This is a genomic window from Actinomyces sp. HPA0247 (assembly GCA_000411415.1).
In the GTDB taxonomy this organism is placed as follows: domain Bacteria; phylum Actinomycetota; class Actinomycetes; order Actinomycetales; family Actinomycetaceae; genus Pauljensenia.
In genome coordinates, this window is sequence record KE150450.1 from 1,032,011 (window position 1) to 1,044,523 (window position 12,513).

Consider the following 12,513-nt stretch of genomic DNA (forward strand, 5'->3'; position numbering starts at 1 on the left):
CCCGCGCGCTAGGGCCGCAGGCGTACAGTGGGTGCATGGCGAGTTTTCGGGTGCCCGACTGGTTGGCGGTCTTCATGGGCGGCGTCGTGGGGACGGCGGCGCGTGCGGGCCTGGACGAGGTGGCGAAGGCCTCTCCCGTGCGCGGCCTTTTCCTGTCGTGGTCGACGCTGACGGTCAACGTGGTGGGCGCGTTCCTCCTGGGTGCACTGGCCGCGTGGGTGGCGGGGCGCCTCGCGCGCGGCGCGGGGGATCCGGCCTCGTTGAAGACTCTGAAGCTCCTGGTTGGCACGGGTTTCGCGGGCGCGTTCACGACGTACGGGACGTACATCGTCGCGTCGGTGGGCTACGTGTCGCTCAATGGCATTGTCGAGGCCGTGGCTCAGTCCCTGGGTCTCCTCGCCTTGGGCGGTGCGTGTGCCTGGGTGGGGATGCGCGTGGGGGAGCGGCTGTGCGGCCCCTCGGCGGCCTCAGCTGCCTCCTCGGCCTCTGCGACGTCCGTGAACGACGAGGAGGGCCGAGCATGAGCACAGCGACCTTCCTGTTTGTGGCCCTGGCTGGCGGCGTGGGCGCGTGCGCCCGCTTCTGGCTGGACCGAGGCGTGCAGCGCGCCCTGGACTCGTGGGGTGACCCGGCGGGGGCGAAGCTCGGCATCCTGGTGGTCAACGTGATCGGCTGCTTCCTGGCCGGTGCGGCCACTCAGCTTACTCCCGCAAGCATCATGCCGATCGTGTCGACGGGGTTCCTCGGTGGCTTCACGACGTTCTCGACCGCGCTCGTGGACGCGGTGACCCTGTGGGCGGACGGATTCCGAGGACGGAGCCTCGCTCTCGCGCTGGGCACCTGGGCGGCCTCCTGGGGCGCGGCCCTCGCGGGTATCGCTGTCGCGTGAGCGACCGGAACGCTGTTCCGGGTTTCGCGTGTTATCAGCATTGCGTGTTATCTGAGCACAGGCCTGGCCTGTGCGATCTTTACCCAAAAATGTCGCATGCAATTCCCTTGCAGCTATTTCAGAATTTGAATTGTGATCGTTGGGATTGCAACGTTTTCTCGGATGCTAAGAAAAATGAGGGTACCCAAATTACCTGCGACTTTGGGAGGGACGAGGCCGGGGTGGGATCAGGGACCGGGGTGGGATCAGGGAGGAGGAGGGGATAGAGGGAAGAGGGGATGCAGGGCGCTCGCGGGCATCGCGTGCGTCGGGTAGGGAGTTTTCCGCGTAACTACGGCCGCAATATGGGCTGTTCGGTGAGGGTTTAGCCACGATACGGAGTTTTGTAACAGCATTCCGAGCGCTCGCACCTCGCGCCCTCATATGCTGATGATGCGGGCCGCGGGGCCCAGTAACGGAGAAGCATATGATTGACCTCACCGGGGTGTCCAAGATCTACCCCGTGAAAGGCGGCGGCCAGGTCGTCGCGCTCGATGGGGTGAACCTGCACGTCGATCGCGGTTCGATCCACGGAATCGTCGGCCGTTCTGGTGCGGGTAAGTCCACGCTCATCAGGTGTCTGACGGCGCTCGAGAAGCCTACCGATGGCCACATCGTCGTCGACGGCCTCGACCTGTCGACCCTGTCGGGTTCCGCGCTGCGCGCCGCCCGTCGTCGCATCGGCATGGTGTTCCAGGCCGCGAACCTCCTGGACGCACGCACTGCCGCCGACAACATCGGCTACCCGCTCAAGCTCGCGGGTGTGCCCGCCGCAAAGCGTCGTCAGCGCGTCGAGGAGCTCCTGGCCCTCGTTGGCCTCGAAGGCCGAGGCGACTCCTACCCGTCTCAGCTGTCGGGTGGCCAGCGTCAGCGCGTCGGCATTGCCCGCGCCCTGGCCGATGACCCGGCCGTGCTCCTGTGTGACGAGCCGACGAGCGCGCTCGACACCGAGTCGACCGCCCAGATCCTCTCCCTGCTGCGCCACGTGCGCGACGTCGCCGGCGTTACCGTCGTCATCATCACCCACGAGATGGCCGTCGTCCGCGAGATCTGTGACTCCGTGACCCTCCTCGGCCACGGCCAGGTCCTGCAGACCGGCCCCCTCGAAGAGGTCGTCGCCGATCCCTCGACCCCGCTGGCCCGTGAGCTGGTCCCCATGCCCGTCGTCGAGTCCATCCCCGCCCCCGGGGCTACGAGCCTGGATGGCCTGACGAAGAGCACTGTCCTCCTCGACGTCGTCTTCACCTCGCACCCGGGCGTGCCCACGGGCGCCACGGTGCTGCACCTGGCCTCGTCCATGGGCGCGGACGTGACCGCGGGAACCTTCGAGTCCCTCGGCAGCGTGCAGGTGGGTCGCCTGGCGCTCACCGTCCCCGCGTACCACGCCGACAAGATCATCGAGCAGCTGCGTAAGAACAACGTTCACGCGGAAGTGAGGACCCAATGACCACCGCATACCTCGCCGCCGCGACCGCCGCGCAGGTGCTCCAGCCGACCGGCAAGGGCGACCCGACGTGGCTCGACAACCCGGCGCTGACCCAGAAGTTCGGTCCGGCGATCCTCGAGACCCTCATGATGACGGGCCTGTCCACGCTCTTCGCGGTCATCATCGGAACGCTCCTCGGCCTCCTCCTCGTGCAGACCGGCAAGGGTGGCCTCACCCCCAACAAGGGCGTGTACCAGGCCGTGTCCTTCGTCGTGAACATCGTGCGCTCCCTGCCCTTCATCATCGGCATCATCATGCTGATCCCGCTGACGAAGCTGCTCGTTGGCAAGTCCACGGGTTCGCTTGCGACCGTCGTGCCGCTCGTCATCCTCTCCGCGCCCTTCTTCGCGCGCCTCGTGGAGACGAACCTCCTGGCCGTCGACCCCGGCAAGGTCGAGGCCGCCCAGATGATGGGCGCCTCCAATCGTCAGATCCGCTGGGGTGTCCTCATTCGCGAGGCCATGCCCGCCCTTATCCAGTCGATCACGACGCTGGCGATCACCCTGATCGGCTACTCCGCGATGGCGGGCGCCGTCGGCGGCGGAGGCCTGGGCCAGATGGCCATCAACTACGGCTACAACCGCTGGCAGGACGACGTCATGATTTCGACCGTCGTCGCCATCATCGTCATCGTGCAGATCATTCAGCTGATCGGCGACCTCCTTTCGCGCCTGGTTGACCACCGCGCGCGCTGACAGACCACGGTCGGGCCGCCGGCCTCGACTATCCGTCCCATCCAGTACACAGAAGAAAAGAGAACCACCATGCGTCATCGCTTCCTCGCAGCCATCGGCCTGGCGGCCGTCGCCTCCCTGGGCCTGGCGGCCTGCGGCGGCTCCGGCTCCTCCTCGGATGCGTCCGGCTCCGGCTCCTCCTCGGACGTCGTGACCCTGACCGTGGGCGCGACCCCCTCGCCCCACGCGAAGATCCTCACCTACATCAACGACAACCTGGCCGAGGCCGAGGGCATCAAGCTCAACATCGTTGAGTACACCGACTACGTCCAGCCCAACACCGCGCTGAACGACGGCGACCTGGACGCCAACTTCTACCAGACCGTCCCCTACCTGGAGAACGCGGAGAAGCAGTTCGGCTACGACTTCGAGGCCGGCGAGGGCATCCACCTCGAGCCCCTCGGCGTGTTCTCCAACAAGCACAAGTCCCTCGACGAGCTGCCCGACGGTGGCACGATCGGCATCATCTCCGACACGGCTAACCAGTCGCGTGCGCTCAAGCTCCTGGCGACCCAGGGCCTCGTCTCGATCCCCGAGGGCGACGGTGACGTTAACATCAACACCGTCACCAAGCTGAAGAACTTCGACTTCCGTGAGGTTGAGGGCCCGCAGCTGGTCCGCTCGCTCGATGACTTCGACTACGCGGTCATCAACGGCAACTTCGCCCAGGAGGGCGGCAAGTCCATCTCCGGCGACGCGCTCGTCGTCGAGTCCCCCGTGGACAACCCGGCCGTGAACGTCCTCGTGTGGAAGAAGGACACCAAGAAGGCTGACGCGATCGCCAAGCTCGAGAAGCTCCTGCACTCCGATCAGGTGAAGCAGTACATCGAGCAGACCTGGTCGGATGGCTCGGTCATTCCGGCGTTCTGATTGACTCTGATTGACGAGGCCGGGGCGCGCAGGCGCCGAGGCTGACGGAACGCGGACGTCAGGGTTCGCATCGACATGCGGGTGGCCCCCGGAACCCATGGGTTCCGGGGGCCACCCGCATGTCCGCGCAAGCGGCGATCAGTTGGTGCGAGACTCGAGCGGGAACTCGGCGTCCGGCTCGTGCGTGATGCGGTTGCGCATGTCGCGGCGGAAGACTTCGATGACCCACAGCCAGATGATGTGGCCGAAGAACTCGGAGAAGTGCTCCGCGAAGGGCTGGTTCCAGGGCGCCGGGACGGTGCCCATCAGCGGCATGAGGACGACGTGGAAGGCCACGTAGACGAAGATACCGAAGGCGGCACCCTGCCAGAGCTTGATCTGCGGGAAGCGCTCGGCGAGCACACAGTAGATGATCGCGAAGGCGATCGAGAACGAGAAGTGGACGATGAAGGAGATCCAGGGGAGTCCTTCGTTACCGTTGAAGGTGTAGGACAGGTGCGTGACGCTCTCCGGGACGCCCAGCTGCTGGAGCAGCTCCTGGGGCGGGTTGGTGGCGTTGCGCTCGGGCGTGCGCGGAGGCAGCGGCACCTCCCAGCCGAACTTGACGATAGCGGAGACGATGCCGCCGAGAACACCTGCGATTGCTGCGACGCCGTAGCGGCGGCGCTTGGGATTGGTCTGAATCAGTGCCATAGGACAAGCATGAGACGCTCACGTGGCATTTTCGAGGCTGACGAACTCTTAGCGGTTAAGGTCACATAAGGCTGTCATCAGGGAAAATAGGCTACAAATAGCTAAGGCGGTTAGTTTATACGTTGATTAATAAGTAAATACGAGGGGTGGTGGCGGGACCTGGGTCCCGCCACCACCCCTCGCGTGGCGTTAGCTGCGTCGCATCCCTCGGCGCGGTGACGCGTCAGGGGTGCGGCCTCGTCAGTCGATGATGCCGTACAGGCGGTCGCCCGCGTCGCCCAGGCCGGGGACGATGTAGGACTTCTCGTTGAGGTGATCGTCGACAGCGGCGACGACGACGTTCACGTCGGCGCGGTCGCCGATCGCTTCCTCAAGCGTCTTGATACCCTCGGGAGCGGCCAGGATGCACACGCAGGTGACGTCCTTCGCGCCGCGCTCGAAGAGGTAGTTGGTGGCGGCGACCATGGTGTGGCCGGTGGCCAGCATGGGGTCGAGAACGAAGCACTGGCGGCCCGACAGGTCGTCCGGCAGGCGGTTTGCGTAGGTCTCGATCTCCAGGGTGTCGTCGTCGCGACGCATGCCCAGGAAGCCAACCTCGGCCGTGGGCAGCATGCGAGTCATGCCCTCGAGCATGCCCAGGCCTGCGCGCAGGACGGGGACCACGATCGGGCGAGGCTCGGAGAGCTTCAGGCCGACCGTGGGGGCGACGGGGGTCTCGATGGGGGTCTCGGTGACGGCCACCTCGCGCGTCGCCTCGTAGGCGAGCAGGGTGACCAGTTCGTCCACGAGCTGGCGGAACGTCGCCGACGGCGTTTCGCGATCGCGCAGAACGGTGAGCTTGTGGGTGATCAGGGGGTGATTGGCAACGTGGAGGCGCATGGTTATAGGCTACCTTGTTCGCCCGCGAGTGTGCACCCTGGTGCGCCGGGGACGAGGCCGTGGCGGGTTCTCTGCTCGGTGCGCCTTTCGGTTGGTCGGGCATCGCGTCCGGATGTGGACGATGTCAAACTCACGAGTCACATGAAGCTCACAAGCCACTGTGGACTCCAACTACCCCAACACTGATTTGGCCGGTAAGCTAGTAGGGTGACCGTGAATGAGCAGTACCGCGAAGCAATGGGCAAGGCCCTCTTCCTGGCCAACCGCGCCCGCGAGACGGGAGATGTCCCCGTCGGGGCCGTCGTCGTCGACGAAAACGGCCGGATCATCGGCCGCGGGTGGAACTGCCGCGAGGCGCACCACGATCCCGCAGGTCACGCCGAAATCGTTGCGCTGCGTGAGGCTGGCCGCGCCAGGGGAACCTGGCGCCTGACGGGCTGCACGCTCGTCGTCACCCTCGAGCCCTGCACGATGTGTGCGGGCGCTATTCTCGCCTCCCGCGTTGATCGCGTCGTCTTCGGCGCGTGGGACCCGAAGGCAGGCGCGGCGGGTTCCCTGCGCGACGTCCTGCGCGACGCCCGGATGCCCCACCCGACCGAGGTTATTGGCGGAGTCCTCGCCCAAGAGGCCGCCATGCAGCTGCGTTCCTTCTTCCTTGGTTGCCGCAGCGCTGACGAAATGCCCGTCGTTCAGGCCCCCGTCCACGAGCCCGACGACATCCCCGCGCCCCTCGTCGTCCCCTACGAGGAGGATGAGGCGCCCGCGTCGGCGCGCACACACGAACAGGCGAGCGAGAAGGCTCCTCGCCACGAGGGGGTCCCCGCCCAGCTCGTGACGCCCGAAGCGCCCGTCGCGCCCGTCGTCCCCGCGCCCCCGGTCGTGGCTGAGGCCCCGGCGGCGCCCTCCCACTCCGCCCATACGCCCAGCCGTCACCGTGGCACGCAGGCCTCGCCCCTGCCTCGTCGAGCGGGCCGCCCCTTCTCCGAGCGCGTCTCCGGCAACGCCGACGACCCCGCCGACATTCCCGCCGACGAAAGCGTCGCGCCCGCGCCGCAGACCCCACCCTCGCAGCCGCCCTACCGCAGTGCCGCCCCGGTCATGCCGGCCGTGTCACCCGACACGACGCGCGGCCCCATCACGCGCTCCGTCCCCCGCATCCGCCCCGTCCACGTGCGCCCCACCGCGACCGTGCCCGAGGGGCTCTACACGCCCGCTCAGCCGGGCCGCCCGCTCGTCCAACCGCTGCGTGAGAGCGCTCCCCGGCCTCCGGCCCCCACGCCCGCGCCGGTGGCGGATGAGCCGATCCCCGCGCCGCCCGTGTTCCCCCAGCGCGCCCAAAAACGCACGAGTGAGCGCCCGCAGCGGCCCCTCCCGCAGGCCTTCGAGCCCGAACCCGCGCGCCGCGTCGACTACGAGCTGTCCCCGCGCCAGTTCAACGACGTCGACCCCATCACCTCCGGGATTCGCGTGCGCCGCTCCGGGCGTCGCCGCGGCAACGCGCGCCACTGACATGATCCCCGCACGCGTCATCACGGTCTCCGACCGCTGCTCCGCTGGCCTCGCCGAGGACCTCTCCGGCCCCCTCGCCGCGCGTCTCCTCGCTGACCACGACATCGAGGCGTCTGTAATCGTCGTCCCCGACGAGATCGATGCCATCCGCGCTGCGATCACTGCTGCCGTGGAGGACGGGGCCCGTTTCGTCTTCACGACCGGAGGCACCGGCCTCGCCCCCCGCGACGTCACCCCCGAGGCGACCGAGCCGCTCCTCGTGACGCGCATCGACGGCCTCGCCGACGCGATTCGGCGCCGCGGCGAAGAAAAGGTTGCATCCGCCGCCCTCTCGCGAGGCCTCGTCGGCGTGACCGCGCGTTCGCCCGAGGGCGCCCTCGTCGTCAACGCTCCCGGCTCGCGTGGCGGCGTCACCGACACCGTGGCCGTCATCGGCCCGCTCGTCGCCCACATCATCGACCAGCTCGCGGGCGGCGACCACCCGCGCGCGTAACGGCCTCTGCTGAGACGACCAGGCCGCCCGGCACGTGTGTGCTGCGGGCGGCCTCCTCGTACAGCGGCGGCGTCAGTCCTGCGGGTCCTCCGGGCGCACCCAGTCGCCGCTGCGACCACCCGACTTCGCCACGATCTTCGCCTCGCGGATGCGGGCGGAGCGATCCACGCCCTTGACCATGTCCACGATCGCCAGCGCCGCGACCGTCACCGAGGTCAGCGCCTCCATCTCCACGCCCGTGCGGTCAGCCGTGCGCACGGTCGCGCGAATCGCCACGTGGTCCTCCTCCAGGCTCAGGTCCACCGCGCAGCCGTGCACGCCGATCGTGTGTGCCAGGGGTAGCAGCTCGGGGACGCGCTTCGCCGCGGAAATACCGGCCACGCGGGCCACCGCCAGCACGTCGCCCTTCGGGACAGTGCCGTCGCGCAGGGCCTGCATGACCTCGGGCGAGCAATCCACGCGACACACGGCGCTCGCCTGGCGCACGGTCGGGGTCTTCGCCGTCACGTCCACCATGTAGGCGGCACCGTCTTCGTTCAGGTGTGTAAACTTCACGAATTTCCTCTCGTTATCTGTCACTCGTGGGGTCAGCCCACGAGCGGGACGACCGCCAGCTCCTGGCCGGCCTCAACCTTCTCAACGTCCGGCAAGACCACGCCGATCGCCTCCGCGTTCGCCAGCGAAGCCACCAGGTGCGACTTCGACCCCAGGGGGTGCACCGGCTCCACCCAGCGGGCCCCGGCCTCGTCCCCGGGACCGGAAACGAAACGAAGCGGAATGAACTGCGTCTTCCCGGACGGCGACTCCCACCCGGCGTGCGCGCGTGCGAGGACGCCGCTCGGGGCGGTCGCGCCGCGCTCGGGAGCGACGAGGTCCGACATGACCGCCAGCGCGCCCGCGACGTACATGTGGAACGTCGTAAAAACCGACACCGGGTTACCGGGCAGGCAGATGACCGGCGTCTCGCGGCCGCCCGGACCCACCGGCGTGGACCCCACGCCCTGTGGGCCGCCCGGCTGCTGGGCGACGTGATGGAAGCCCGCGTCCGTGCCGAGGGTGAGACGCACGACCTCGTATGCGCCTGCTGAAATGCCGCCCGCGGTCAGGACCAGGTCGGCCTCCGGCGCCGCGTCGAGGGTCGCGCGCAGCTCCGCCGGGGTGTCCCCCGTACGTAGGTGAGCGACGACCTGCCCGCCGGCCTCCTCGACGAGGCCGCGCAGCAGGATGCCGTTCGAATCGGGAATCTGGCCGCGCTCAAGGGCCTCACCGGCCTGCTTCAGTTCCGTGCCTGTCGACACGACGATGACGCGCGGTCGGGGCAGGACCGTCAGAGTGCCGTGCCCGACCGAGGCAGCGGCCGACAGGGCCGTCCCATCCAGGACGCGTCCCGCCTCCAGGACCGGGGAACCCACCGCGAGGGCCTCGCCGGCAACGCGCACGTTCTCGCCCAGCTTCGGGGCGACGCGGATCTCCACCGTCTCGGGCGCCTGCGCGATGCCCGCCGCGTGATCCGTCTGCTCGACCTTCACGACGGTATCCGCGCCAGCCGGGACGGGGGCGCCCGTCATGATGCGCCACGCCTGCCCCTTCTCAAGGCGATTCTCGCGGGTGTCGCCCGCCGGAATATCACCCGCGACGGGCAGCGTCCAGGGGCCCTCGCCCGCCAAGTCCTCGCGGCGCACCGCAAACCCGTCCATCGCGGAGTTCGTGAACGGCGGCAGTGGGATCAACGAGCTGATGTCGACGGCCAGGCGGCGACCCAGGCACTCCTCGACGGGAAGCGTCTCGTGGGGGAGAACGTGGCTGAGTGCCAGTGCCTCAATCAGCTCGCGATGCTGCGCAGTAGACAGGGTGGGATCGTGCATGTGTCCAGTGTAGGGCCAGGTGGGGTGGGGGAGGGGCGTCGGGGGCATGTGCGCACACGGTGTTGTTCGGTTGCTGGTCGGGCGGCTGGGAGTAGCCGTCTGCCTGGCGCCCGCTGGACGAGGCGTGGGCCGGGTTGGGTGGTTGTAGCCCGTTTCAGTGGCCTGGACATGGGCTGCAAGGGGGAATTGCAGCATTAGGGGCGCGACACGCCAGCGACACGCCGCGACGGGACTTCTAATGCTGCCAAACCCCCACTTGCGTGGCCTGGGGGGCCTTCGTTGGCGCAGTGGAGACAGCCGCTGACGGCGTTCGCCGGGTGTCGTGGACTCATCCGAGGCGTGCAGCGAGTGCGGCGCGGACCTGCGCAACAAGCTCGTCTGGATGGTCCAGATCGTGCCAGCCGGTGCGGATGATGTGCCAGCCCTCGGCCTCAAGATGGCGTTGGCGCTCGCGCTCGCGGGAAAGTGAGGCGTGAATACTGCCAGGGTTATCGCCGTATTTGGCGCGCCCGTCGAACTCAATGCCGACTTTCTCGGCGGGGAATGCGCAATCGATGAAGTAGCGACGGCCCCTCGTGTGTACCTCGACCTGTGTGCGCATGCCGGTGAGGCCTGCTGCGCACAGCTCGTACAGTACGCGCGCTTCTCCGGGGGAGGCACATCCGGCATCAGCATGGGCGATGATCCACTGTGCTTGAGAGCGGCCACGAGCCCTATTGCCAAGACGCGTAAGCTCTGCGCTCAGTAACTCCTTCCAGAACTTCTCGTGTCGGCGTGAGTCTTTGAGGTGGAAGTTGTCGAAGTGCGTGAAGGCATTGCCGATCATGCAGAGCTGGGTGAAGGCGGCTCTCCGGTTCGGTGAGGTTCGTGTAACGGTGATCTGTGCTGCTTCGAGGCTCTCGATGAGAAGGCCGCGTGTGTCGCTAAAGGCAGGGAGATGACAAACGTGCCTGGCCTTGACCTTTATGGGAGCAAAGGTGTGAGTGCCGATTGCTATGGCGGGAAGGATGATCGGGCGGATGGCGGATGAGGCGGCAACCGTGATAGGGGGAAGTGCGGGATCACTTCCGTAGCCGTGCGCCCACAGTGCGCACTGACCGGTGACCACCATGGCATGGTGCGTGTGTGCGAGGTGGTAGAGGCGTGCGGCGAGCACAACCTCCGGTAGCCGACTCATGTCTATGTCTGTCAAGAGAGACAGATCAAGGTGGGTCCTGCCCGCGATTTTCACAGCCGTCGGTCTCCTTGTGAGTCCGTGGTGGCTGGAGCGCGGCACGCGAATGATCGCGCGTTCAACGGCGTCGAGGATGAAAGGAGCGTCGTTGCCCCTGACTTCTTGGCTCATGAATAAATTCTAGTGCGATAGTTATTAGTTCGTTGCTGTTTGAATCTTCTGATTGTGTTTGAGTGCTGATGTGTCCTCGCGCGGTGCAATGAGGTGCGGGTATGGGTCTGGCCTTCTTGTGTGGTGTGACGAGGCGTGGGCCGGGTTGGTCGGTTGCAGCTCATTTCAGTTGCCCGGACATGGTTGCAAGGGGGAATTGCAGCATTAGGGGCGCGACACGCCGGCGACACGCCGTGACGAGACTTCTAATGCTGCCAAACCCCCCATTTGCCCGGCCTGTTGGGCCGTTGTTAGTGGGGCAGTGGGGCGCGTTCAGGTTCTTGGTGAGAGAACCTATCGTTGTTGGGGTGAATGTGGCTGTAACCGCTACCAACGGGTGCAATGAACTGGTTTCGCACCGCCGGGGTGGGTGGTGGCTGCATAATTCTCGCTTGGCCACGCTGATTGGGCTCCGGTGCCTGTCTCGTTTCTCTCAACGACGAGGCCGGGGCCGCATGATGCCGTTCGGGCTCGGTTTTTCGAGGGGCGAACACAGGGCAAATCGCGGTAGGGTTGCGCCATGTCTGTCGAGTTCGTTTCCGCCTCTCAGGCGGCAGATGCAGCTGCGTGTGACGCGCCGCTGCGGCTCGTCGACACCTTCGGGCGCGTCGCCCGAGACCTGCGCGTCTCGCTCACTGACCGCTGCAATCTGCGCTGTTCCTACTGCATGCCCCCCGAAGGCCTGGACTGGCTGCCCACCGAGGACACTCTGACAGACGACGAGGTCGTGCGCCTCATTCGTATCGGCGTGCACAGGTTGGGGATCCGCCAGGTGCGCTTCACGGGAGGTGAGCCGCTCCTGCGCCGAGGCCTCGAGGGGATCATCACCGAGTGTTCCCACCTGCGCACCGACGAGGGGAAGCCGCTCGACCTGGCTCTGACGACGAATGCGCTGGGCCTGGCCAAGCGCGCCCAGGGCCTGAAGGACGCGGGTTTGAACCGCGTCAACATTTCGCTTGATTCGCTGGATCCCGAGCATTTCGCGGCGATCACCCGCCGCGACCGCCTCGCTGACGTCCTCGAGGGGATCGAGGCTGCCGCCCGCGCGGGCTTGAGTCCCATTAAGGTCAACACCCTCGTGCTGCGCGGCATGAACGAGACCGACCTGCCCGACCTGGTCGACTACTGCCTGGACCGAGGCATCGAGCTGCGCGTCATTGAGCAGATGCCGATCGGCCCGGCCGACACGTGGGATCGCCAGAACATCCTGACTGCCGACGAGATCCTGCACATCATGGGGACTCGCCACACGCTGACTCCCGCGCCGCGCGAGGACCCGCATTCGCCGGCGGGACGCTGGATCGTCGACGGTGACCCGAGTAAGAGGCTCGGCGTTATCGCCTCCGTCTCTGACCCGTTCTGCAATGCTTGTGACCGCACGCGCCTCACGTCTGACGGCATGGTGCGTTCCTGCCTGTTTTCCACTGAGGAGACGTCGCTGCGCGACCTGCTGCGCGGTGGGGGAGACGACGCTCAGATTGCCGCCCGATGGGCCGATGCGATGTGGACGAAGCCTGCCGCGCACGGCCTCAATCTCGATGCCTTCGCGCGCCCGTCGCGCACGATGAGTCGTATTGGCGGGTAACCTCCCTTAAATTCCGTAATGCCGGTGTTTTCTAACGGCGGTCAATTGTGGCTTTGTTGTCCGCCGTATCTTGCCTTGTAGAAGGAC

At 66.9% G+C, this 12,513-nt stretch carries 13 protein-coding genes; 8 read left to right on the forward strand and 5 right to left on the reverse strand.

What is annotated here, in order from left to right:
* Positions 1–35 precede the first annotated feature (35 nt).
* The 5 genes from HMPREF1478_RS04180 to HMPREF1478_RS04200 all read left to right on the forward strand — a co-directional run bounded on the left by HMPREF1478_RS04180 (position 36) and on the right by HMPREF1478_RS04200 (position 4,018).
* Positions 36–524, forward strand: coding sequence for a fluoride efflux transporter FluC (locus HMPREF1478_RS04180; RefSeq protein ID WP_051113408.1), 489 nt, complete (start codon positions 36–38; stop codon positions 522–524).
* Positions 521–889 carry a fluoride efflux transporter FluC gene (locus HMPREF1478_RS04185; protein ID WP_016460839.1) on the forward strand — a complete coding sequence of 123 codons (369 nt, stop codon included), beginning with the start codon at positions 521–523 and terminating at the stop codon, positions 887–889. Before HMPREF1478_RS04180 ends, HMPREF1478_RS04185 begins: the two co-directional genes overlap by 4 nt.
* A gap of 466 nt (positions 890–1,355) precedes the next feature.
* Complete coding sequence (locus HMPREF1478_RS04190) at positions 1,356–2,375, forward strand: methionine ABC transporter ATP-binding protein (RefSeq protein WP_016460840.1); 1,020 nt, start codon at positions 1,356–1,358, stop codon at positions 2,373–2,375.
* Entirely contained in the window at positions 2,372–3,109 is a 738-nt protein-coding gene (locus HMPREF1478_RS04195) for a methionine ABC transporter permease (protein WP_016460841.1), read from the forward strand. The genes HMPREF1478_RS04190 and HMPREF1478_RS04195 overlap by 4 nt, the downstream gene beginning before the upstream one ends.
* A gap of 69 nt (positions 3,110–3,178) precedes the next feature.
* Positions 3,179–4,018: a MetQ/NlpA family ABC transporter substrate-binding protein gene (locus HMPREF1478_RS04200; RefSeq protein WP_016460842.1), complete on the forward strand. Its 840-nt coding sequence runs from the start codon at positions 3,179–3,181 to the stop codon at positions 4,016–4,018.
* A gap of 138 nt (positions 4,019–4,156) precedes the next feature.
* On the opposite strand, the gene HMPREF1478_RS04205 is transcribed toward HMPREF1478_RS04200, so the two are convergent.
* Positions 4,157–4,711 carry a YagU family protein gene (locus HMPREF1478_RS04205; protein ID WP_016460843.1) on the reverse strand — a complete coding sequence of 185 codons (555 nt, stop codon included), beginning with the start codon at positions 4,709–4,711 and terminating at the stop codon, positions 4,157–4,159.
* 240 nt (positions 4,712–4,951) lie between these two features.
* Complete coding sequence (gene upp, locus HMPREF1478_RS04210; RefSeq protein ID WP_016460844.1) at positions 4,952–5,590, reverse strand: uracil phosphoribosyltransferase; 639 nt, start codon at positions 5,588–5,590, stop codon at positions 4,952–4,954.
* A gap of 207 nt (positions 5,591–5,797) precedes the next feature.
* On the opposite strand from upp, the gene tadA reads away from it, so the two are divergent.
* Positions 5,798–7,099 (forward strand): tRNA adenosine(34) deaminase TadA, encoded by a 1,302-nt coding sequence (gene tadA / locus HMPREF1478_RS04215; RefSeq protein WP_232207416.1) that lies wholly within the window; start codon positions 5,798–5,800, stop codon positions 7,097–7,099.
* A gap of 1 nt (position 7,100) precedes the next feature.
* On the forward strand, positions 7,101–7,592 hold the full coding sequence (locus HMPREF1478_RS04220; protein WP_016460846.1) for a MogA/MoaB family molybdenum cofactor biosynthesis protein: 492 nt from the start codon (positions 7,101–7,103) through the stop codon (positions 7,590–7,592).
* 72 nt (positions 7,593–7,664) lie between these two features.
* On the opposite strand, the gene moaC is transcribed toward HMPREF1478_RS04220, so the two are convergent.
* The 3 genes from moaC to HMPREF1478_RS04235 form a co-directional block, all read right to left on the reverse strand.
* Positions 7,665–8,147, reverse strand: coding sequence for a cyclic pyranopterin monophosphate synthase MoaC (moaC, locus tag HMPREF1478_RS04225; protein ID WP_016460847.1), 483 nt, complete (start codon positions 8,145–8,147; stop codon positions 7,665–7,667).
* Between the two features lie 32 nt (positions 8,148–8,179).
* Positions 8,180–9,457: a molybdopterin molybdotransferase MoeA gene (locus tag HMPREF1478_RS04230; RefSeq protein ID WP_034474905.1), complete on the reverse strand. Its 1,278-nt coding sequence runs from the start codon at positions 9,455–9,457 to the stop codon at positions 8,180–8,182.
* A 328-nt stretch (positions 9,458–9,785) separates the two neighbouring features.
* Positions 9,786–10,802: an endonuclease domain-containing protein gene (locus HMPREF1478_RS04235; protein ID WP_034474907.1), complete on the reverse strand. Its 1,017-nt coding sequence runs from the start codon at positions 10,800–10,802 to the stop codon at positions 9,786–9,788.
* 559 nt (positions 10,803–11,361) lie between these two features.
* Here HMPREF1478_RS04235 and moaA point away from each other — a divergent pair.
* Positions 11,362–12,426 (forward strand): GTP 3',8-cyclase MoaA, encoded by a 1,065-nt coding sequence (gene moaA / locus HMPREF1478_RS04240; protein WP_016460850.1) that lies wholly within the window; start codon positions 11,362–11,364, stop codon positions 12,424–12,426.
* The last annotated feature ends 87 nt before the right edge of the window (positions 12,427–12,513 follow it).